This is a genomic window from Varibaculum cambriense (assembly GCF_022133705.1).
Classification (GTDB): Bacteria; Actinomycetota; Actinomycetes; order Actinomycetales; family Actinomycetaceae; genus Varibaculum; species Varibaculum cambriense_A.
The window spans coordinates 52980-74040 of record NZ_JAKNHJ010000006.1; the positions used below are offsets into that span (position 1 = coordinate 52980).

A 21061-nucleotide genomic window follows, 5' to 3' on the forward strand; every position below is an offset into this window, starting at 1 on the left:
CAAGACTCTAGAAGAATCGCAATGCAACGGAGCCTGCAATGGAAAATAAATATGTAATCGGAATTGATTTCGGTACCCTGTCCGGTCGAGCGGTAGTGGTGCGGGTAAGTGATGGCGAAGTTTTAGCTTCTGCTGTTACCGAGTACGCGCACGCAGTTATGGATACCACTCTTAGTGCCGGTGATGGGCAGGCACTACCTCCCGAGTTCGCCCTGGAGGTACCCGCTGATTATATTGAGGTGCTGGCCAGTGCGGTTCCTCAGGCGGTTAAGGATTCCGGAGTGGATCCTAAGGACGTGGTGGCTATCGGTTTGGACACTACCTCTGCTTCCCTGGTGGTTACCGATAAGGAAGGTATCCCGCTTTGCGAAAAAGAAGAGTTTAAGAATAACCCGCATGCTTATATTAAGCTGTGGAAACACCACGGCGGCCAAGACCAGGCAGACCGGATCGTAGCGCTGGCAAAAGAGCGCAACGAACCCTGGCTTGGCCGCTATGGCGGGGTGCTTTCTTCGGAGCTGGCACTACCCAAGATGCTGGAGGTATATGAAAAAGCCCCGGAGGTATATCAGGCAGCCGAAGCGATTACCGATGTGATGGATTGGCTGATCTGGCAAATGACCGGAGTTCAGACCCAAACTGCTGGTGCCAGCGGATATAAGCGGATGTACCAGGACGGAAAGTATCCGGATAAAGAGTATTTAGAGGCGCTAGCTCCCGGATTCGGTGAGGTCTTCGAGCAAAAAATGTCCGCGCCGATCGCCCCTTTGGGCTCCAAGGTCGGAGAGCTGACCGAAAAGATGGCCTCTCTTATGGGACTGGAAGCAGGCATCACCGTCTGTTCGGGCAATATTGATGCCCACGTACATGCGGCTGGGGTGGGTGCCACTGAAAATGGGGTACTCACTGCTATTGCTGGTACCTCTACTTGTTTTGTGGTTTCTGCCCATGACTACGCGGATGTACCGGGAATCTTCGGAGTAGTCGATGGCGGTATCGTCGACGGTGAATGGGGTTTTGAGGCCGGTCAAACCGCGGTCGGAGATATTTTCTCTTGGTTTACTAACCAGTGCGTGCCCGCCAGCATTCGCGAAGAAGCTGAGCAGCGCGGTAAGAATGTCCATGAACTACTCACCGAACAGGCGGCGGAGCAACAAATCGGCGAACATGGCCTGCTGGCCTTGGATTGGTGGAACGGTAACCGGTCTGTCCTGGCCGATGCGCGTTTGTCAGGAATGATGTTGGGGATGACCCTGACCACTACTCCTGCTGACATGTATCGCGCGTTGCTAGAATCCACGATTTTTGGAGCCAAGATTATTATCGACAACTTCATTGAACATGGGGTCGATATTAAAGAGATCGTGGTTGCGGGCGGCCTGTTAAAGAACCAGTTGTATATGCAGATGTACGCGGATATTACCGGTCTGCCGATCTCTATTTCCGCTACTGACCAAGCGGGTGCCTTGGGCTCGGCGGTATTTGCGGCGGTTGCCGATGGACAATACCCCGATATTTTCGCGGCTTCCGCGGCTATGGGCAAGAAGATTTCTCACGCCTACCAGCCGATCCCTGAAAATGTGGAAGCTTATCGCGAACTCTATGCTGCCTTTAAAGAAATGCATGACTTCTTCGGCCGGGGCGGCACTACAGTTATGCGCAACTTGAAAGCGATTAAAGCGCAGGTACACCGCTCAAATTAAAGGGGGAAGTATGCCTCATGTAAATGAACTGCCCGCTAAGATCCGCAAGCAGGTTGCAGCCACTCGGGAAGTGGTTGCATCATTGCATGCGGAACTGCCGGCTAACGACCTGGTAGTTTGGACTGCCGGGAATGTTTCGCAGAGGGTGGAGGGCGCGGATCTATTCGTGATTAAACCTTCCGGGGTACGTTACGATGAGTTGTCAGCAGACGCTATGGTGGTTTGCGATCTAGATGGTAACAAACTGGATGATGATACCTCCGGAGATTTGCAGCCTTCTTCAGATACTGCGGCTCACGCCTATGTTTACCGGCACATGAGTGCAGTCGGGGGCGTGGTTCATACCCACTCCCCCTATGCCACCGCTTTTGCGGCGGTGCAACAGCCCATTCCCTGCGTGTTGACCATGATGGGTGACGAGTTTGGCGGCGAAGTTCCGGTAGGTCCTTTCGCGATCATCGGGGATGATTCCATCGGACGCGGGATTGTAGAAACCTTAAAAGATTCCCGCTCCCCCGCAGTATTGATGGCCAACCACGGGCCGTTCACTATTGGTAAGGATGCTAAAGCCGCAGTTAAAGCGGCAGTCATGGTCGAGGAAGTAGCTAAGACAGTAGCGATTGCCCGGTCTCTGGGTGAGCTATGTCCGATTGAATCACGTCATATCGATTCTTTGTACGAGCGCTACCAAAACGTCTACGGTCAGCCTCCCGTTAAATAGTTTTAGTTTCGCCGGTGGGCAAAAGAGCAGGTTAGCTTTTTTGCGCACCGGCGCAGCTGTTAGAATAGGGCGGTATTTGCTGGGTTGCTAGGACGGGAAGCAAGGAGAAGTTATTACTATGGCAGAGCGGGCACTACGCGGAACAAGTATCGGTTCGAAAAGCCTAGAGACAGAAGATGGCGTAGTATTCGCAGAACGCCGCGAAAGTCTCTACATTTGCCCTAATGGGCACCGTTTCCACATGACTTTTGCCGCCGAGGTTGCCGCGCCCGCCGAGTGGGAGTGTAAATGCGGGGAAACCGGCGAACTGCAATACGAAGAACCCGCAGAAGAAGAAGATTCTAAGCCTTTACGTCCCCAGCGTACCCACTGGGATATGCTCATGGAGCGTCGCAGTGAGGAAGAATTGCAGCAGCTGTTAAAAGAACAGCTGGAGGTACTGCATTCAGGGGCGCTAATGGACGGAGTGCATTACCGCTAGTAATTCCCCAGATTAACTGCCATTTGCGGGGTTTAATCACCGCGTCCCAGCGAGGCTTTCTAAGGGTGCCTGGGGATAGCAGTTAGGCTTTAGCTTTGCGCAGCGGGCGCCTTAAATAGGTCAGCTAGCCCCCAGCGGGTAACTTTTACCAGGGCTTCCAAGATAATAGCGCTGGACATTTTGGAGGCTCCGGCGGCGCGTTCTTGGAAAGTGATCGGTACTTCCACAATATTTCCTCCGGCTTTTACCGCCCGCCGGGTCATATCTATTTGGAAGCAATATCCGCGGGAATCTAGATCTGCTAATCCCAGGCGACTAAGAAAATCTAGCCGATAAACCCGAAAACCGGCGGTAGCATCCCCGATCCCCAGGCGCAGCAGCGCCCCGATATAGGCGTTTCCACCTCGCGAGAGCGCCTCCCGTAACTTTGACCAACCCTCTAGGCGGCCTCCCCTTATCCAACGCGAACCAATCACCAGATCCGGCTCACTCGGCCATAGCCGGCGAGCCAATAGTTTTTTCAGGTCACGCACCCGGTGAGAACCATCTGCATCCATCTGCACTATCCAGGTGTATCCTGCCTGCTGGGCCCAAGAAAATGCTTCCAAATAGGCCGGGCCAAGTCCGGCTTTCTCCGATCGGTGTACTACCTTCACTCCCCTATCTTTGCTTGCCAGTTCCTCGGCAAGCTCGCCAGTACCATCGGGAGAATTATCGTCAACAATCACCAAGTCTGCCTGGGGAATTTCACGACGCAGTTTTGCCACCTGCCGAGGTAGCGTTTCTAGTTCGTTGTAGGTAGGAATCGCGATTACGATATCTTTCATTTCTTTCTTTTTCCTTTCGAGCCGTTATTTCCGCTTCCTCTGCTCTTATTCACCGCTGGTTTACGTCCTGTTCGAGGGGAAAACTCGGTTCTTTGAAAGCTGCGTTTTTGTATTTTCAAGAAAACTAGGATTGCTCCCACCAGCGCCAGTCCAATTAGGGTTCCGAAACGGAAGCTGGCGTTCATCGCCTCCCCAAAACGTGCCTGCCAGGTGAGAGTGTCGCGCAAAGGCAGAGCCGCTTTTAAAGTATCTGCCCGAAAGAGCCCGGATTGGGAGACAACCTGACCTTCTGGATCGATCAGGGCGCTTACTCCCCCTACTGCCACTTGGACAGTGGAGCGATCATATTCGAGGGCGCGAAAGCGGGCAATCTGCAGCTGCTGTCGGGACTGATAGGAGTATCCAAAAGAAGAATTATTAGTGGGGAAATAAAGTAGGTTCGCCCCCGCGTGCACCGTATCGCGCACCAGCTGGTCAATCGCCACTTCGAAACAGATATTTGTCCCTATCTGCGCATTACCAACTGGGGTAACTCCGGGGGCTTTGCCCGGTATCATATCGCGCGGGAGCATTTTTACCTGTTCGGGGAAGATCTTAGAGATAGTAGGGCGAGCCGGTAAGAATTCCCCAAAAGGCACCGGTTCCCGCTTGCTATAGATCTGCGAGAACTTGCTATCCTCCAGTTTTACTACCTGGTTAGAGGTAGTTTTATTCCCATAAACCAAGGTGCCAAAAATGATGGGAATTTGCAGGTTTTCCTGCCAGGAGCGTAGTTCCTCCGCCCACTGCGCATTAGCACGCAGATCGATATCTGCTGCCTGTTCCCCCCATAAAACTACTTCGCTTCCGCGCAAATCACTACTACGTGCTTGTTCCATATGACCAGACAAGATGGTGCCAGGATGGGAATAGGTAGACCCAATTGGCCAGGAAACACCCCCCTGCATAGCCGCCACTTTTAGCTGGGAAGAATCTTGCGTATCCGGTAGCGACGGTAAGCCCACCCCCGAAAAAATCACTACTATCAAGGCCAAAGCCGCAGTAGCTAGATTCGGCATCGAGATTTTCCAAGTCACGCTAACTAGCGCAGCAACGATCCCAACCATTAGAAAGGCCATCCCGTTTTCACCCAAAAGCGGAATCCATCCCTTCATAGGGCTATCTACCTGGGAAAATCCCAACATTCCCCAAGGCATTCCCGTCCAGGGAAAACACGCTCGCCACGCTTCGATCCCGGCAAAAGAAAAGGCCGTCCAAAATGTCCAAAGCGGGCTGGTCAGTTTGCGGGTAGCCAAAACTGCCCCTGCCCACAAGGTGGGAAATAAGGTTTCAAACAGCGCCAGCGCAATCCAAGGAGTAGAAAAGGTCAGGGAGATAGCCACCCAGCGAAATAGCACCACGAAAAATAGCAGAGAGGTCAGAATGGAGATCACTAGGGCGTAGCTGCGGCGCGCCCGGCGCAGAATTAGTAGCCATAGTCCGAGAGATAACCAGGCGCCTAGCCAGTGTGACCCCCAGGTAGAGGGGAAAGCCAAAAGTAGACCTGCTGCAATGGCGATGGCAGCAACTAGAGCCCAAAAACCATTTATTAAATATCTGACCATGCCACCACTCCGCGCAAAATTAGTTTTTGGGCTTTACGCGCGGTAGCCGAGGTTTCCACACTGCCCACCATTTCTAGTTGCCGCAGCACATCGAGCAGCTGTTTCATCGCTCGCACGAAATCCCCGGCCTCCAAGGGCGCGGTCTCTAAAGCTACCGCGAGCGGTTTCCCCTTAGCCCAAGCGTAGGTCGCTGCCACCAGCGCCGAAGATGACTGCGGAAGTTCTGGTGCTTGCAGCTCGCTTTGTAGCTGGCGCAGATCAGCCGCCAAAGTTTCGATTTGATTGACCACAGATTTCAAAGAAGCAGGCACCGGGGCTCCCGTTTCTTCCCGCCGCGCCTCATAACTAGCCGCCGAACAGGCTGCCGCTAGTTGCGCCGGGGAAAGCCCCGCAAAAACATTTTCTAGGGCGCATTGCGCGATGAGTAAATCGTATTCACTATATATCCGGCAAAGCACCGCCCCGGATTCGGTTACTTGCCCCCTGGGATCTAGATACCCTAACTGGATTAGAACCTTAACGACCCGGTCAAAGGTATCAACCAGTGCGCCCTCCGAAATATCGACTTGGCGCCGCAAGCGGGCAGCCTGCCGCTCGAGACGCGCCCAGCGAGAGGCCTTCTTTATATGGCTCGCTAACTGGGGACAACTGGACGCGGGATGGTGCGCCAGTAGCTCGGTAAGTTCCAGTTCGGTCAGTTCTGCCAGTTCACGGCCATTAGTTTCCAGTACCGGAGAGGATCTCTGCGAGCTTGATACCGCAGGTTTTGCGGGGGTAGCCGCCTCTTCCTCACTAGGTTTGGCAGGTTCCGGATCGGTAAAAATCCCTTCGCGCACCGCGGTACGTAACTTAGAGGCTAGGCGTTGTCGGTCGCGCGGTTTGCGTTCCGAGTAATCTTTCACCCACATCTGCCCCACCAAGGCTAAGGGGCCAGCAAAGCCATTAGTGGAAAACTCCCGTAGCTTGGCGTTATCGGCCAAGATAGTTAAAGTGGTTTCCCCGGTGCGAGTGCCCGATTTTTTCATCACAATCCCGTGACGAGGGCGGCGAGCATCTTTATAAGCCACCACATCACCGCGTTTTAGGGAACTAAAAATCTCTAAGCGCCGCCGCGCTTGCTCGCGGGCAAGCAGTTGGGCATGGCGGGCATCACGTGCCTCCAGCTCACTCTTAATCCTTACATACTCGTAAATATCCCCCAAAGAGCATTCCAAAGACTTAGCCGCGACAATTTCATCGGCTGCCCTTTGCTTTTCAGCGGCTTGCTGCGCCTTCCCCACTACTGCCCGGTCTGCCTGAAATTGCGCAAAAGAGCGTCGCAAAACGTCCCGAGTACCCTCCAAGGATCCTCGCTCCAGCAGGTTAACCGCCATATTGTAGGTGGGACTAAAAGCTGATTTCAGCGGATAGGTACGTTTTGAGGCCAGCGCGGCTACCGTAGCTGGATCCATGCCGGGGCGAAACATTACGATGCCGTGACCCAAAGTATCGATCCCGCGCCTGCCAGCTCTCCCGGTAAGCTGGGTATATTGCCCGGCCGAGAGCATTACGAACTCGTGACCATCCCATTTGCGTAGTGATTCAATAACTACCGAACGCGCTGGCATATTGATCCCCAGCGCCAAAGTTTCGGTTGCCAGCACCACTTTTAGTAATCCGGCAGCGAACATTTTCTCTACTGCTTCTTTAAGTACCGGAAGCAGGCCAGCATGGTGCACGGCGATTCCGCGCCTGAGTCCCTCGAACAGCGTATCCAATCCCAAAGCGAGGGCATCACCAGGAGGAAGATTTTCACTGATGGCATCTAGCCACGCCGAGATTTGGCGTTTTTCCTCGGGACTAGTTAGATCTATGCCCGCTGCTACCAGCTGATTTTGACCCTGCTGACAGCGGGCGCGCGAAAAAATAAAAATAATTGCTGGCAGTAGCCCTTTCGCGTTTAACTCCCCTACCGCTGCGGCCAGTGACGTATGGTGACCGCGTCGGGACTCCCCCAAGCCGCGGCGAGTCCTAGCTAGCAACGCCGGATTAAGTTTAGTTTTACCACCGGAAGACTTTACTTCTAAATCAAAAAGTTGCCCTCCTACCAGCATATGTTGGTAAAGCGGCACCGGACGTTTTTCCGAAACCACAATCTCAACATCTCCGCGCACTTGGCGTAGCCACTGACCGAATTCTTCGGCATTAGACACTGTGGCCGACAAGGCGATTACTTTTACCTGCGCATCCAGATGTAAAATTACTTCTTCCCATACGGGACCGCGATAGCGGTCAGCCAGGTAATGCACTTCATCAAGAACTACAAACCCTAAATCATTGAGGCGCCCATCGGTCCGGTAAAGCATATTGCGCAGAACTTCGGTGGTCATCACCACCAGGGGAGCTGAGGGGTTAACGGATATATCCCCGGTCAGTAGCCCCACATTTTCACTGCCGTAGGTGGCAGAAAAATCTCGAAATTTTTGGTTAGAAAGCGCCTTGATTGGGGTGGTATAAAAGGCTTTCACCCCGCGTTTTAACGCCAAGAATAGGGCGAACTCCCCCACTAAAGTCTTACCGGAACCGGTAGGGGCAGCAACTAATACAGATTTATGGTTCTCGAGGGCGCGAAGGGCTTGATCTTGGAAATCATCAAAGGGAAAATCAAAACCAGCCGCGAAACTAGCCACCTCGCCCTTAATCTGGGTGCGTTTAAAAGTGGCTAACTTTTCCGCCGCACTTAGGGAATCCCAGTCCCCCGCACCTGGAGTAGGAGGTTTTTTTCGTTTACGCCTACGCGGCACCTACATCAGCCCCAGTTTCTCCCAGCGCGCTTTAGCGGCTGATAAGCGCGCGTAGCGGCGAGTACGCCGAGTGGCTGCCACTTCGGCGCGCACCTGGCGAGCCGCAGCTAACACCTGGGGATCACCGCTGGCTCCGGCGGGGCGCAGAGCCGGAAGCTCTGAGGCTTCCTGCAAATTCTCGAGCGGAGAGGTTACCTGCTGAACTTGTTCCCCGAAAACATTTAAAGTGGCATTGGCTTTGCGGAATAGCCAGACAAACATGACAATCGGACAAATTATTGCCGCGAGAATCCCCAGCGTCCAAAGCACAACTAAAAACCCATGCATACCTTAAGCCTACCTGTTTCCGACCCTGGCGGTCACCCCGACAAAGACCGCTAGAATATAAAACATGATGTTACGGGAAGGACAGGTGGCAGCGGTTCGCAACTTCAAAGCCACGCAAGAACTCACGCTCAAGATTTCCGCTCATCCTAGTGGAGCCGAGCAGTTTTTAACCGGGGAAACCATGCGCGCCTTAAACTATCCGGCCTTAAACGGGGAAGTTAAAGCGGGAGACACGGTACGCGTTGATTGTTCTGCCCTCCAGAAGAACTTAGGAACCGGCGGGTTCGCACTGGTGACCGCACTTTGTGGACGTCTGCCAGAAGACTCGTTGCCGGCTAATGAGGGTCACATTATGAAGGCGCGCTATACCCCCAGCCAGTACATGGTTTCCTCTGTGGAAGAACAAGAATCCCCTTATCACCAGCAGATGCGACAGGCAGAAAACTTGCAGGGAATGCCGGTAGTAGGGATCGATCTGCATTCCCAGCTTCCCGCGGTGATCGCCGGGGTGCGGGCGGAAAATCCCGCGGCGAAAATCGTTTATGTTTACACCGATGGCGGGGCGCTTCCGGCGTTTTTCTCCCGCAACATTACCGCGCTGCGCGAAAATGGCTGGCTATCGGCGGTAATTACCGCTGGTCAAGCCTTCGGGGGTGACTTGGAAGCGATCAATACTTTTTCGGCGCTGCTGGCAGCCCGGCAGGTGTTAGCCGCCGATATCGCGATTGTGGGACAAGGCCCAGGCAATGCGGGTAGCGGCACCCCCTACGGTTACTCCGGTTTTGATCTTTCCTCGTTCCTAACCCAGGCGGCTGCAGGAGGCGGGAAAGCAATTTGTGCCCTGCGGATGTCAGCAGCTGACCCTCGGCCGCGCCACCGGGGAATCTCCCATCATAGTTTGCGAATTCTCTCTGATTTTACGCCTGTTCCCCTGACCGTAGCGCTGCCGGAATTTACCGACGAGGGCGAAGGGCAAAAACCTCTCCTAAACAGTGAGTTCACTAAATTGGTAGACTCCCAACTGGCACAGATTAGTTCCCGGCACCGGGTGCAAAAATGTGCAACTACCGGACTCTACCAGGCCTTAAGCGACTGCCCGGTGAAGCTGTCAACCATGCGACGGGGACTGGAGGAAGATGCTGCTCCCTTCCTGGCAGCTGCGGTAGCCGGACGCCTCGCCGCGCAGGTTGCCTAGCCTAAAGCTTCCGGCGAAATCCTTCGGGATTTTACCTCCGAGGCGACAAAGTACCAGTTAGGGTGCCGGCCTGCGCCTGGCGCAGCTCCAGCTAGATCCGAGCCGATAGCAGCTGAGTAACCAGAATTCCTTCCGCCCCTAGGGCGTGGAGTTGATCAACCACCGCGTGAACTTCGGAGCGTTTGCACATCGCCCTAACCGCTAGCCAGTGGCTATCTTGGAGGGAAGATATGGTGGGGGACGAAATTCCCGGAGTGTAATTGACTGCTTTAGCTAGCAGATCTCGGTGAACGTTGTAGTCCACCAACACATAGTTACGCGCATTGAGCACGCCCTGGAGGCGCTGCTGAAGAACTTGCAGACCCGCACTGCCGGCTGCCTGCGGATTAGCGATAAGCACAGCCTCTGATTGCATCAAAGGTGCGCCAAATACTTCCAACCCGGCTGCCCGCAAAGTGTTGCCCGTTTCCACTACATCAGCGATTGCATCTGCCACCCCGAGGCGAACCGAGGACTCGACGGCCCCATCTAGGTGTACGGTATCCGCTTTGACCTGCTGCGAAGCCAGAAAGTCTTGCACAATCCGGTCAAAGGAAGTGGCAATACGTTTACCCCTTAGATCCTGAACCGAACTCATGGTACCTTGAGGCGCCGCAAAGCGGAAAGTAGAGGAGCCAAATCCCAGTGCTAATACTTCTTCGGCATTGACTCCCGAATCCGCTAGTAGATCGCGTCCGGTAATCCCGGCTTGGATAAAACCGGCACCTACGTATTGGGCAATATCGCGCGGACGGAGAAAAAATACTTCCACCTGGTTGGTTTGATCGGTGATATGTAGCTCTCGACCCCGGCGCCGGGTGCGATATCCAGCTTCTGAAAGAATCCTGATGGCTGGCTCTGACAGGCCACCTTTATTGGGAACAGCTATTCTTAACATTTGTATCCTTAGAGTTTTCGGTAGACGTCTTCGAGGCTAACCCCTTTAGCGATCATCATCACTTGAGCGTGATAAAGCAGCTGGGAGACCTCTAAACAAAAATCATCGTGACTTTCGTATTCGGCAGCCATCCAGGTTTCGGCTGCCTCTTCTACGATTTTCTTCCCGATAGCGTGCACCCCGGCATCTAGCTCTTTTACGGTGCCCGACCCTTCCGGACGTTCGCTGGCTTTCGCCTGCAACTCTGTAAATAACTCTTCAAAACTCTTCATAGCTTTAAGGTTAGTGGGTTTTGAAAAATCTTGCCTTCCGGCTCCAGTTGGCAGGAATCCAGTTAGCTCCAACCTGCCCCTGGGGCGCGCGAATAAGCTTTTCGAGGACGCCGCTGCTTCCTCGCCGAAAACCTCGCTAAATACTAGCAGTGGGACTGGGCGATGCGCCGCAGTTCCTCTACCTCCGCGTAGGCATCCTCAGCTTTATAAACCGCTGAACCCGCGACGAATACATCCGCTCCGGCCTCGGCAGCTACACTAATAGTTTCACGGGTAATTCCCCCATCCACCTGCACCGATACTTGCAGGTTAGCAGCAGAAATAGCTTCGCGGGTACGGCGAACTTTCGCCATCATCGACTCTAGGAATGACTGACCCCCAAAACCAGGCTCCACCGTCATTACCAGCAACATATCGATTTCCGGGAGGATATCGATATAGGGAGTGATATCGGTGGCTGGACGCAGCGCCATTCCCACTTTTGCCCCTTGCCGGTGAATCTCTCGCGCCAGACGAATCGGCGCTGCCGCTGCCTCGGCATGGAAGGTTACCGAGGCACATCCGGCCTCCGCATAGGTAGGTGCCCACCGGTCGGCGTCCTCGATCATTAAATGGGCGTCTACTGGCAAAATATTTTGGCGGATTACTGCTTCCACCACCGGCAGCCCCCAGGAAAGATTGGGCACAAAATGATTATCCATCACGTCCACATGCGCGTAATCTGCGTTCTTTATTTTTTTGATTTCAGCAGCCAAGTTAGCAATATCGCAGTTAAGGATAGAAGGAGAAATAGTTACGCCCATGATTAGTTTCCTTTCTAGTTTTTGCTGATTACTGCTGCAAACATAGCGTCACTGGCATGAATATGTGGCCACAATTGTAAGTATTTATCGGCGCAGCCCAAGCCCTGGGGCCAGGCATCGGCATCGATAAGTTGATCCCATACGGGGGTGAGTTCCTGTAGTTGCCCGTCCCCGCGGGCTTTTAATACCCGCTCTACCAGGAAAGTAGTCTCTGCCGGGTGCGGTGAACAAGTAGCGTAAATAACTAAGCCTCCCGGGCGGCAAACATCTAAAGCCCGATTTAACAGACGCTCCTGTAGATCAGTGATATCCGGAATGGTTTCATTACGGGCACGGTAACGGGACTCGGGGTGACGGCGCAATGCCCCCAATCCGGTACACGGAGCATCTACCAGTACCCGGTCATATCCGCCCTCACGGAGCGGAAACTGGGTGCCGTCTTTTTGCGTCACCTGCACATTGTCAAGAGCCTGCACCGAATCTTCCACCAATTTGGCGCGGTGAGGACTAATCTCATTAGCAACAAGTTGGGCGCCGCGTTGCCTGCCTAACGCCGCCATTAAAGCTGCTTTCCCGCCGGGACCGGCACATAAGTCTAGCCAGTTCTGGTCGCTGCCTTCCAAAGGATAGGTAGCTGCGATTCCGGCTACCAGTTGTGATCCTTGATCTTCCACCCCTGCGCGAGCCTGCCGAACCTCTTCTAGGCTTGCGGGGTCGCCTCCAGACACAATCAAACCCCAAGGACTCAGCGTCGAATAGGCAACATCTTGCTCCATATCTTCTACCGCATCGGCAAGTTCTTCTCGATCAACCAAGCCAGGTCGCGCCACCAGGTTGATATAGGGGGCGCGATTATTTTCTGCCAGTAATGCCGTCAGGGAATCATCGTCACTGGGAATCTGGGCACCCAGTTTTGCGTGTTCACTTAAAGCCGCGCGATAGGCGGCAATAATCCAAGCGGGATGGGAATACTCAATTGCCAGGCGGCGGGAGGCACTAAGGGCGTCCAGCCGGGATTCTAGTTCCCCACTGTCAGCCAGGCGCACCGCTTGACGTAAAACCCCGTTGACCAGTCCGGCGGCTCCCTCATTGGCTTCCTGTTTTGTCAGATTCACCGATTCGCTGACCGCGGCGTGGGTGGGCACTCGCATATTTAACAGTTGATGCAAGCCCATGCGCAATATAATCAGCACTTCTTTTTCCAAGGCAGCTACTGGGCGGGTCGAGCACTCATCGATTATCCAATCGTAAAAGCCTTGGCTTCTGAGCGTCCCGTAGGTGAGCTCGGTAGCGAAACCAGCGTCGCGCCCGGCAATATGGGCGCGAGTAAGGCGCGGCGGCAGCAATAGGTTCGCATAGGCATCTTTGGTCTCTACTGCCAGCAGTACCTGGAAAACCAGGGTACGTACCCGATCGGTTTGGGGACGCCATTCCTCCGGTTCGAAGCGGTTTCCTCCCCGCTTTTTTCGCTGGTTACCCCGGGGAGACTTACGGGGAGAATATTCTTTCGAGGGACGATCTGGTCGCACTAGTTTTGCTCACTTTCACCCGGGAGACTAAAGAAAAATTCTTGCCCATATCGTTGTCCCCGTCCCCAGGCATCGGCAGCCATCTCCCTTTTCCCAGCCGGGGTGACAAAGGTGAGTTTCACATCGTTACTGCCGGTGCCGACGGTGACTTCATGTTTAGTAACCCGCACCTGACCGGGCTGCAGCGTATCATGTTCTTTCATCTCGATTACGGGATAGATACTGATCCGTTTACCATCAGGCAGTTCGGTCCAAGCTCCCGGTTCAGAGGTAAAGCCACAAATCATGTCGGCTACCTGGTGGGCATCTTTTTCCCAAGGTATTTGGGCATCTGCCTTGGTGAGCAGAGGCGCGTAGCTGGCGCCTTCGCTAGTTTGCGAATGGGCTTTAGCATTTCCAGTTTCCAGCGCCGCGAGGACGTGGGGCAACAACCCGATTCCCGTGTCGGTTAAGCGCTGCAGCAACAAATCTGCGGTGGTTTGGGGAGCTACGCGGATGGGATCAACCGCATAGATAGGGCCGGTATCCATTCCCTCGTCAATGCGGAAAATACTAACCCCGGTTATTTCTTCCCCAGCGATACGCGAATGCTGCACCGGAGAGGCCCCCCGCCATTTAGGCAGCAGCGAATAGTGTAGGTTAATCCAGCCGTGGGGGAAAACCTCTAATAGATCTTTCGGAATCAGCAACCCGTAGGCGACTACCACCGCCACGTCGGCGCCTAATGCTTTAAAGTCAGGGCGCTCACTGGTGTCTTTCAACGAAGTAGGGGTAAAAATCGGCAAGCCAGCCTTTTCCGCCACCTGTGCCACCGGCGAAGGCGTAAGCTTGCGACCTCTACCAGAGCGAGCAGGACGGCGAGTTAACACCCCGACTACTTCATGCTCCGAGTCGAGCAGATACTTCAGGACAGGTACCGCCGAGTCGGGAGTACCGGCAAATAAGACACGCATAGAGGAAATGTTATCAGTTAAGTACCGCTATCTCAGGAAACATTAAAGATCTTGGGGATCTACCTGTACCCGGATCTGACCCCACTTTTTACGAGAAGCCACCGCTTGCAGGCGGCGCAGCTCTTCGCGCAACAGCTCACCTTGATCCAAACGGGAACGTACCAACACCTGGAAGTGATCGTCCTGCCTAACCGGACCGATAACTTGGGCACCGGGGAAGCTGGACTCAGCAAGGAAACGGTGCAAGGTGTCCTCTGAGCCGCGAATAACCGCTAAGGCGGCAGTGGGGGGAATCCCAACTTCCGCTCGCTCGGCTAGCTCCTGGCTTGCCCAGCTACTAAAAGTTCGGTGTTTAAAAGTTTCGGCGAGTCGCTGCCCCGGATCACCGGTGAGCATCACCTGCCCGCCCGGGGCAACTTTAGCAGCGGTATTTGCCCAACGCCGCAAAGCTTCTTCCGCTGCCCAAATCCGATCTAGGCTCAGGAGCAGGCCAGCATCTAACAGTAGTGCCGCAAGGTAGCCACCCTTAGCTACCGGTTCTTGTTCCGCAGTTGCCACGATTAAGGCTGGCTCAGCATTGATAAGGTTCAAAGAAGTATCGGCGTCACAGTTATAAACGGGGACACGCGGAAACGCGGCCGCCAGTTCGGTTCCGATTTGTTGATGTCCGCGCACCCTAGCGCGGGTCTCTTTAGCCCCACAACGCGGGCACGAAAACCGAAATTGATGAGCGCAACTATGGCAGATAAACTTTGTGCGCAGCTGCTCTACGTGCCCTAGACACTGCGGACAACGCACCGGCGCTAGGCAATTAGCACAGCTCAGGCCGCCGCGTCCTCCTTTGCGAGGAGCCTGGATCAATACCGGACCGTATTTTAATCCGCGCCGCAGGAATTGCAGGGCGGTAGAAGATAGCCCGCTTTGCCCGAGGGAAGGGTCGTCTCGATTTTCATATTCGGGGGTAAAAATTTTAGGCAGCGGCATTTGGTGAGTTTTGGGAACCAACTCGCGAGCCCAGGTAGACATAACTAAAGCCTGCGCCTGGGGTGAACGCGAGAAACTTCCTAACACTAAAGAAGCTTTTTCACGCTGGGATCGTAGCATTGCAACTTGCCGGGTGTGCCAATAAGGTGCGGATTTTTCCTGATAGGTGTCGGCTGTCTCGTCCCAAATCAACAGCAGAGACAGCTTTTTCAAAGGAGCAAAGATGGCGGAACGAGTTCCTATCACCAGAGAAGGATGGTTAAACCGACACTCTAAGAAGGCGCGGTAACGGGCATTCGCCCCCAGATCAGAGTGATACTCCAAGGCTGAGGGGGCTCCGATGGGAGCATATTCATCCCAGTAGGCAGCAAAATTCTGCGCTAGCTTACTAGTGGGGAAAAGACAGAGCGTTGAGCCACTATCCCTTAGCGAATGGGAGATGAGCTGGGAGATTTGAGAGAAGGGAGCGGGCAGTTCGGGTTCGGGAAGTGCTTGCCACACTACGCGGCTCGTTTTCCCCCGCGCTAAAGACTCTAAAAGGGCTGTCCCAGTAGGATAGGAAGCAACGAGGGGCTCCCTAGCTGCTTTGTCCTCGGCGAGCCCGCCTAGCTTTGCCACTTTGGTTGCCACAGATTCGCGGTTATCAGAATCAAAGAACTCTTTCTCAATATTCGCGCGGCGTGCAGGGATCGCCTGGCGTAAAATCGCGGATAAATTTCCGGCATAACGCCGAGCTACCTTTTCTGACAATGCAAAGCTGTCTTCGGACACCAAAGGATGGGGGCTGAGGATCCGGCTGATTGGTCGTAAACGCTGTCGGGTGGGTTCTGCTTTGCGAATATCCCTTACCCATCCGTGTACCAGCTGGCCGGCAATTTTTACGCTCACGAGGCATCCGGGCTGTACTTTTGCCTGCAGCCGGGCAGGAATCGTGTAATCGAGGCCGCTGGCCAGATGAAAAACCGAAACCTCGGGAATAACTCGGGCAATCGGGTCACTATTTTCCCATTTGCCACGGGGTTGACTCGGAGTGGCCAGTAGCTCTTGTTGGGTTCCTGCCAGGGAATTAGTCTGCTTCCGGGATCTAAGGCTAGCTAGGGGGTCAGTGCCGCTCCACCGCGGCATCGTGTCAGTCACTGCAGCTGCTGGCGTACCAGCGTAACTATCTGGGTAGCCACCTGGGTTTTATTGCCCGAAAACTGCCCAATTTCACTGCCTTCGCCGTCAACTGCGCAAACTCTGGTAGCGATATCTCCGAATCCAGTTTCGGTGCCCACTTGGTTAATAAAAATAATGTCGGCTCCTTTGCGGCGAGCCTTTTCTTTACCCAGTTGCAGCACCTGTTCCCAGCTGCCGGTTTCTGCCGCGAATCCGGCTACTAACTGATCGGAGTGTTTCTTTCTGGCTAAATCTGCCAAAATATCGGCAGTGGGGCGCAGCCTTAAAGAGAACTCCTGTTGATTAGGAACTTTCTTGATCTTTTCGCTTTGAAAATCTACTGGCTGATAGTCCGCTACTGCTGCCGCCATTACCGCCACTTGCATGTGGGGGAAATAGTCTAGTGCTGCCTGGCGCATTTTGCCTGCACTAGGAGTAGCCACCACTTCTACCCCACCGGGCAAAGATTCCAGGAGCGTTGGTTCAATATTGGCAGCCAATAAGGTTACTTGGGCTCCCTGCCAAGCAAACTGCCGGGCAATCTCAACTCCAAAGCGCCCAGAGGAACGATTCCCGAGAAAACGTACGGGATCTAAAGGCTCACGGGTGCCTCCCGCGCTTACCATTACCTTCTTGCCTTGCCATTTCCCGGTAGAAAGAACCGATAGCACCTCGGCGTAGATATCTTCTTCCGGTGCTAGCCGGCCTAGCCCTCGATCCCCACTGGATAGCTCACCTGCTACCGGGCCGATGAAACGCGCTCCCCTAGCTTGCAAGGTTTGCACATTTTTCCTGGTAGCCGGGTTTTCCCACATATTGGTGTGCATCGCCGGGGCTAACAATAGCGGGCAGTCAGCCGCCAAAATCACGTTGGTGAGCATATCGTTAGCAATGCCGTGGGTTATCCGTGCCAATAGATCAGCAGTTGCGGGAACCACCACGATAGCGCTGGCCTCGCGGGCGAGTTCAATATGCCCAACTCCGCTTACGGGGGAATCTACCTGCGTGTAGACCGGATTACCGGATATTGCTTGCCAGGTAACTTCCCCGATCATTTTTAGAGATGCTGGGGTAGGAACTACCCAGACATCGAAGTTGGCTTTAACTAATGCCCGCACCACATGGGTGGCTTTATAGGCGGCGATACCCGCCCCCACCCCGACAACAATTTGGCGGCGCTGCGACATAGATCAGTTAATCCTGGGAAGAATCGTCATGCTCTTTCAGATTTAATACTCCCTGATCAATTTCGCGCAAAGCAATACCTAGAGCTTTGTCTTCAGGGGTGGAATCAATCAGCGGCCCGGGAGTGGAAAACATTCCTTCCGCGATCTCCAGATTGTAAGTGTTAATCTGCCGTGCCCGTTTAGCCGCATATACTACTAGGGCATATTTGGACTCTACCTTTTCCAGTAGATCATCTATTGGAGGGTTGGTGATCCCCTCTGGGCTAGCAACAGTACCCGACATATTGTCCTCTCATTTCTATTTTCAGTGGCGAAGCGCCACCTCTTCACGAAGAATCTTACGCTATTCCCATTAGAGCTGCTAGTTCGCTAGCCGCCTGATCAGGGTGATTATTTACCACGATATGCTCAAATTCTCCGGCAGCTGCCATCTCAATTTCGGCGGTTTTTAAACGCCGAGTTACCTCGGCTTCTCCCTCGGTGCCTCTTCCCCGCAAGCGTTCTTGCAAGATCTCTTCACTGGGAGCTTGTAGGAATATAAAACAAGCATCGGGGTTAGTGCGCCGCACCTGCCGCGCGCCAGCTAGATCGATTTCTAAAATCACGTCCTCGCCGCGGGCGATATACTTTGCGATTTCAGAGCGTAAAGTACCGTAGCGCTTTTGACCGTGAACTATCGCCCACTCTACAAATCCATCGCTGTCCACCAGTTCATCGAACTGGGGTTCACTTAGGAAATGATAGTCAATCCCGTCGCGTTCACCCGGACGGGGCGAACGAGTAGTAGCAGAAACCGCTACATTTACCTGGGGATGGGCTTTTCGTAAAGCCTTAACCACAGTTCCTTTGCCTACCCCGGAAGGGCCAACCAATACATAAAGACGAGACATGGGTAAACTTTTCGCTCCGAGCTTGTCCGGTAAATAACAGTATGGGACCCAAATCTTGGGTCCCATACTGCAATAAGTTGGTTAGATTATTAGCCGAAGCGACGAACCAGTTCAGCGCGCTGGTGCTCACCTAGACCACGGATACGACGAGACTTGGCGATGCCGATCTCCTCCATTACCGCAGCAGCAGTGGTGGCGCCTACCCGAGGCAGAGCCTCCAGCAGAGCCTGAACCTTCATCTTGCCCAAGTACGGATCATCCTGAGCGTTCTTGATTACTTCAGACAGGGTCAGTTCCCGGTTCTTCAGCTTCGCCTTAGTTTCAGCACGAGCCTTGCGAGCCTGAGCGGCTTTTTCCAGAGCCTGCGCGCGCTGTTCGGGAGTCAAAGAAGGAAGTGCCATTTTGTATTACCTCTTCATCTAGATTTACGGGATAACAACACGAAAAACACTAGTTGTTTTTTTCCGTTTAAGCCAAACTATCGACTAAGCTTTGCTAGTTCCATTGCGAAAAATATCACTCATTTGCTCAGTTATTCGCCTGGCGGCTGCTTGCAAAGATGACACTTTCGGACCAGCTGAAGATATCCCCCGGGAAGTTGATGCCAACACCCGGAAGGCACTTTCCCCGAATATTTTTTGTATATCCGCTGGTGTAGCCCCTTGAGCGCCGATCCCCGGAGATAAAACTGATCCCGAAAATGCCGAAAAATCGATTCCTAAATCCTTCGCAGCATTTCCAGTGGTGGCGCCCACAACCAACCCCACATCTGCGATATGACCTTGATCACTACCGGCTTTATTTGTGCGTTCAGCCTGCGAAATTATGTCGGCCGCCACGCTTTTACCACTGGCGCATTGGGCATGTTGAACCTGAAATCCTTCCGGATTTGAAGTAAGGGCTAAGACGTAGACCCCTTTCCCATTGGCCTTGGCTAAGTCCAAAGCAGGGGCCAGCGAACCGTATCCCAGGTAGGGAGAAAGGGTAATCGCGTCCGCTGCTAGCGGGGAACCAGAGCTTAAATAGGCCTGCGCGTAACCGGCCATGGTGGAACCGATATCGCCACGTTTAACATCCAAAATGGTGAGCAGCCCCGCCTCTCGGCAAGCCGCGAGCACTTCCTCTAATACCTGGATACCGCGAGAGCCGAAACGTTCAAAAAATGCCGATTGGGGCTTTACTACCGGTACTTGCCCCGCCATGGCTTCCACCAAAGTTAAGGAGAAGCTACGCAAGCCCTGGAGGTTGTCCTCCAATCCCCAAGCGGAAAGTTGTGAGGAGTGGGGGTCAATACCTACACAAACATTGCCTCTTTCGTCCATAGCCTGCGCTAAGCGTAACCCGTAGCGACGCATATTTCCTCCTTAAAACTGTAACTGTCCAGCTAAAACTGTGGGTTTGCCTCGATAGATAGTGTGGCGCACCTGCCCTAATAATTCCTTGCCCACAAAAGGAGTGTTATCGGAGCGAGAAACTTGTCTCTCGCGATGAACCTGCCAGGAAGTATCGGCAGATACAAAACAAAGATTTGCTACCGCTCCCGGAGCGATTTCCTCTCCCTGCCCCTTAGCTCTCCCAATTCTCGCCGGGGTGACCGACATGACGCGCGCCAGGTCGCGCCAAGTCATTTTTCCGCTTTGCACCATAGTGGTGGCCACCACGGCCAGGGCAGTTTCCAGTCCGATCATCCCAAAAGCACCGCATTCAAAATCGCAGTCTTTGAGTCGGCGTGGATGGGGAGCATGATCGGTACCGACCAGGTCAATGGTGCCGTCTGCTAATCCGGCTTGCACTGCCTCCACGTCTTTTCGTGAGCGTAGCGGCGGATTTACTTTAAATAGCGGATCTCGTCCTCTTACTTCTTCCTGGGTGAGGAACAGATGATGGGGCGTGGCCTCGGCACTTATGCGTGCGCCTTGGGATTTGCCCCAGCGCACTAGTTCGACCGCTCTGGCGCTTGACAGGTGGCAGACATGTACTCGCACGTCCAGGTAGAGAGACAGCAAAATATCGCGGGCAATGATCATCTCTTCTGCAACGGTCGGCCAGCCCTTTATCCCCAGTTCCTGAGCCAGGTAGGACTCGTTCATTTGCGAGTCCTCAGTCAGGCGCGGCTCTTGGGAATGTTGGGCAATCAACCCGTCAAAATCGCGGACAATTTCTAGAGCCTGCCGCATCAGCAGCGGATCAAAAACGCATTTTCCATCGTCACTAAACACGTTAACCGCTGCCCGCGACTGATGCATTCCCTTAAGATCCGAAAGCTCTTTGCCCGCTAGATTCTTAGTGACTGCCCCCACTGGATGAACATCTACCCGTCCGGCTTTACGCCCTAAATCTAGGACTTGCTCGACTACCTGTGGACAGTCCTGGGTAGGGGTAGTATTCGCCATGGCGAAAACTGCGGTATATCCGCCCTTTGCGGCCGCGGCAGTGCCAGTGTCGACGGTCTCTGCGTCGCACCCGCCGGGCTCACGCAAATGGGTATGCAGATCCACCAGACCAGGCAGCGCTACCAAGCCCCGGGCATCAACTTCGCGCACCCCCGTGCCGGTGTCTACAGACAAATCTGACCCGACCTGGCGAACCACTTCGCCCTCTATTAAAATATCAGCGCGCTCTTCCCCCAGGATATTTGCGCCGCGAAAAACTATTGCCCCCATGGCTACCTCCTAAAATCTGAGTGCAGCCAGGCGGCGAGGACGCA

Annotated in this window: 20 protein-coding genes; 4 read left to right on the forward strand and 16 right to left on the reverse strand. The window is 54.0% G+C overall.

The features are described from left to right. The first annotated feature begins 38 nt into the window (after nucleotides 1-38). The 3 genes from L0M99_RS04085 to L0M99_RS04095 all read left to right on the forward strand — a co-directional run bounded on the left by L0M99_RS04085 (nucleotide 39) and on the right by L0M99_RS04095 (nucleotide 2905). Complete coding sequence (locus L0M99_RS04085; protein WP_238127844.1) at nucleotides 39-1703, forward strand: ribulokinase; 1665 nt, start codon at nucleotides 39-41, stop codon at nucleotides 1701-1703. Nucleotides 1704-1713: 10 nt separating this feature from the next. Then, nucleotides 1714-2424, forward strand: a complete 711-nt coding sequence (locus L0M99_RS04090; RefSeq protein WP_238127845.1) for an L-ribulose-5-phosphate 4-epimerase — start codon at nucleotides 1714-1716, stop codon at nucleotides 2422-2424. A 118-nt stretch (nucleotides 2425-2542) separates the two neighbouring features. Then, complete coding sequence (locus tag L0M99_RS04095) at nucleotides 2543-2905, forward strand: RNA polymerase-binding protein RbpA (RefSeq protein WP_022865235.1); 363 nt, start codon at nucleotides 2543-2545, stop codon at nucleotides 2903-2905. Nucleotides 2906-2994: 89 nt separating this feature from the next. Here the strand turns inward: L0M99_RS04095 and L0M99_RS04100 are convergent, their stop codons facing one another. From L0M99_RS04100 to L0M99_RS04115, 4 genes are read right to left on the reverse strand one after another with little or no spacing between them, the layout of a single operon-like run. Further along, nucleotides 2995-3732 carry a polyprenol monophosphomannose synthase gene (locus L0M99_RS04100; RefSeq protein WP_238127846.1) on the reverse strand — a complete coding sequence of 246 codons (738 nt, stop codon included), beginning with the start codon at nucleotides 3730-3732 and terminating at the stop codon, nucleotides 2995-2997. Next, nucleotides 3729-5336, reverse strand: a complete 1608-nt coding sequence (gene lnt, locus L0M99_RS04105; protein WP_238127847.1) for an apolipoprotein N-acyltransferase — start codon at nucleotides 5334-5336, stop codon at nucleotides 3729-3731. The genes L0M99_RS04100 and lnt overlap by 4 nt, the downstream gene beginning before the upstream one ends. After that, nucleotides 5321-8119: a DEAD/DEAH box helicase gene (locus L0M99_RS04110; protein WP_238127848.1), complete on the reverse strand. Its 2799-nt coding sequence runs from the start codon at nucleotides 8117-8119 to the stop codon at nucleotides 5321-5323. Before L0M99_RS04110 ends, lnt begins: the two co-directional genes overlap by 16 nt. Further along, the gene (locus tag L0M99_RS04115) at nucleotides 8120-8446 is read right to left on the reverse strand and encodes a hypothetical protein (protein WP_238127849.1); all 327 of its coding nucleotides are present in this window, start codon (nucleotides 8444-8446) and stop codon (nucleotides 8120-8122) included. Nucleotides 8447-8510: 64 nt separating this feature from the next. Here L0M99_RS04115 and L0M99_RS04120 point away from each other — a divergent pair, with 64 nt between their 5' ends. Continuing rightward, nucleotides 8511-9641: a DUF3866 family protein gene (locus L0M99_RS04120; protein ID WP_238127850.1), complete on the forward strand. Its 1131-nt coding sequence runs from the start codon at nucleotides 8511-8513 to the stop codon at nucleotides 9639-9641. A 91-nt stretch (nucleotides 9642-9732) separates the two neighbouring features. Here the strand turns inward: L0M99_RS04120 and hisG are convergent, their stop codons facing one another. From hisG to L0M99_RS04180, 12 genes are all read right to left on the reverse strand, one after another. Then, nucleotides 9733-10578, reverse strand: a complete 846-nt coding sequence (hisG, locus tag L0M99_RS04125) for an ATP phosphoribosyltransferase (protein WP_238127851.1) — start codon at nucleotides 10576-10578, stop codon at nucleotides 9733-9735. 8 nt (nucleotides 10579-10586) lie between these two features. Further along, nucleotides 10587-10850: a phosphoribosyl-ATP diphosphatase gene (locus L0M99_RS04130; RefSeq protein WP_024058839.1), complete on the reverse strand. Its 264-nt coding sequence runs from the start codon at nucleotides 10848-10850 to the stop codon at nucleotides 10587-10589. Between the two features lie 143 nt (nucleotides 10851-10993). Beyond that, the gene (rpe, locus tag L0M99_RS04135; protein WP_238127852.1) at nucleotides 10994-11653 is read right to left on the reverse strand and encodes a ribulose-phosphate 3-epimerase; all 660 of its coding nucleotides are present in this window, start codon (nucleotides 11651-11653) and stop codon (nucleotides 10994-10996) included. Nucleotides 11654-11667: 14 nt separating this feature from the next. Further along, entirely contained in the window at nucleotides 11668-13182 is a 1515-nt protein-coding gene (locus tag L0M99_RS04140; RefSeq protein ID WP_238127853.1) for an RsmB/NOP family class I SAM-dependent RNA methyltransferase, read from the reverse strand. After that, on the reverse strand, nucleotides 13182-14135 hold the full coding sequence (gene fmt, locus L0M99_RS04145) for a methionyl-tRNA formyltransferase (protein ID WP_024058836.1): 954 nt from the start codon (nucleotides 14133-14135) through the stop codon (nucleotides 13182-13184). Before fmt ends, L0M99_RS04140 begins: the two co-directional genes overlap by 1 nt. Before the next feature lie 42 nt (nucleotides 14136-14177). Beyond that, nucleotides 14178-16256 (reverse strand): hypothetical protein, encoded by a 2079-nt coding sequence (locus tag L0M99_RS04150; protein WP_238127854.1) that lies wholly within the window; start codon nucleotides 16254-16256, stop codon nucleotides 14178-14180. Continuing rightward, nucleotides 16253-17464: a bifunctional phosphopantothenoylcysteine decarboxylase/phosphopantothenate--cysteine ligase CoaBC gene (gene coaBC, locus L0M99_RS04155; protein ID WP_238127855.1), complete on the reverse strand. Its 1212-nt coding sequence runs from the start codon at nucleotides 17462-17464 to the stop codon at nucleotides 16253-16255. Before coaBC ends, L0M99_RS04150 begins: the two co-directional genes overlap by 4 nt. Nucleotides 17465-17471: 7 nt before the next feature. Then, nucleotides 17472-17747 (reverse strand): DNA-directed RNA polymerase subunit omega, encoded by a 276-nt coding sequence (gene rpoZ, locus L0M99_RS04160; protein ID WP_238127857.1) that lies wholly within the window; start codon nucleotides 17745-17747, stop codon nucleotides 17472-17474. A gap of 55 nt (nucleotides 17748-17802) precedes the next feature. After that, complete coding sequence (gmk, locus tag L0M99_RS04165; RefSeq protein WP_238127858.1) at nucleotides 17803-18354, reverse strand: guanylate kinase; 552 nt, start codon at nucleotides 18352-18354, stop codon at nucleotides 17803-17805. An 89-nt stretch (nucleotides 18355-18443) separates the two neighbouring features. Then, a complete protein-coding gene (gene mihF, locus L0M99_RS04170; protein WP_022865224.1) occupies nucleotides 18444-18755 on the reverse strand; it encodes an integration host factor, actinobacterial type in 312 nt (103 codons plus the stop codon). An 84-nt stretch (nucleotides 18756-18839) separates the two neighbouring features. Further along, nucleotides 18840-19709, reverse strand: coding sequence for an orotidine-5'-phosphate decarboxylase (gene pyrF, locus L0M99_RS04175; protein ID WP_238127859.1), 870 nt, complete (start codon nucleotides 19707-19709; stop codon nucleotides 18840-18842). A 9-nt stretch (nucleotides 19710-19718) separates the two neighbouring features. Continuing rightward, entirely contained in the window at nucleotides 19719-21017 is a 1299-nt protein-coding gene (locus L0M99_RS04180) for a dihydroorotase (RefSeq protein ID WP_238127860.1), read from the reverse strand. Nucleotides 21018-21061: the final 44 nt, after the last annotated feature.

Coding starts and splice junctions, on each gene's coding strand:
- L0M99_RS04085 (WP_238127844.1), top strand. CDS start 39: ATGGAAAATAAATATGTAATCGGAATTGATTTCGGTACCCTGTCCGGT.
- L0M99_RS04090 (WP_238127845.1), top strand. CDS start 1,714: ATGCCTCATGTAAATGAACTGCCCGCTAAGATCCGCAAGCAGGTTGCA.
- L0M99_RS04095 (WP_022865235.1), top strand. CDS start 2,543: ATGGCAGAGCGGGCACTACGCGGAACAAGTATCGGTTCGAAAAGCCTA.
- L0M99_RS04100 (WP_238127846.1), bottom strand. CDS start 3,732: ATGAAAGATATCGTAATCGCGATTCCTACCTACAACGAACTAGAAACG.
- lnt (WP_238127847.1), bottom strand. CDS start 5,336: ATGGTCAGATATTTAATAAATGGTTTTTGGGCTCTAGTTGCTGCCATC.
- L0M99_RS04115 (WP_238127849.1), bottom strand. CDS start 8,446: ATGCATGGGTTTTTAGTTGTGCTTTGGACGCTGGGGATTCTCGCGGCA.
- L0M99_RS04120 (WP_238127850.1), top strand. CDS start 8,511: ATGATGTTACGGGAAGGACAGGTGGCAGCGGTTCGCAACTTCAAAGCC.
- hisG (WP_238127851.1), bottom strand. CDS start 10,578: ATGTTAAGAATAGCTGTTCCCAATAAAGGTGGCCTGTCAGAGCCAGCC.
- L0M99_RS04130 (WP_024058839.1), bottom strand. CDS start 10,850: ATGAAGAGTTTTGAAGAGTTATTTACAGAGTTGCAGGCGAAAGCCAGC.
- rpe (WP_238127852.1), bottom strand. CDS start 11,653: ATGGGCGTAACTATTTCTCCTTCTATCCTTAACTGCGATATTGCTAAC.
- fmt (WP_024058836.1), bottom strand. CDS start 14,135: ATGCGTGTCTTATTTGCCGGTACTCCCGACTCGGCGGTACCTGTCCTG.
- coaBC (WP_238127855.1), bottom strand. CDS start 17,464: ATGTCGCAGCGCCGCCAAATTGTTGTCGGGGTGGGGGCGGGTATCGCC.
- rpoZ (WP_238127857.1), bottom strand. CDS start 17,747: ATGTCGGGTACTGTTGCTAGCCCAGAGGGGATCACCAACCCTCCAATA.
- gmk (WP_238127858.1), bottom strand. CDS start 18,354: ATGTCTCGTCTTTATGTATTGGTTGGCCCTTCCGGGGTAGGCAAAGGA.
- mihF (WP_022865224.1), bottom strand. CDS start 18,755: ATGGCACTTCCTTCTTTGACTCCCGAACAGCGCGCGCAGGCTCTGGAA.
- pyrF (WP_238127859.1), bottom strand. CDS start 19,709: ATGCGTCGCTACGGGTTACGCTTAGCGCAGGCTATGGACGAAAGAGGC.
- L0M99_RS04180 (WP_238127860.1), bottom strand. CDS start 21,017: ATGGGGGCAATAGTTTTTCGCGGCGCAAATATCCTGGGGGAAGAGCGC.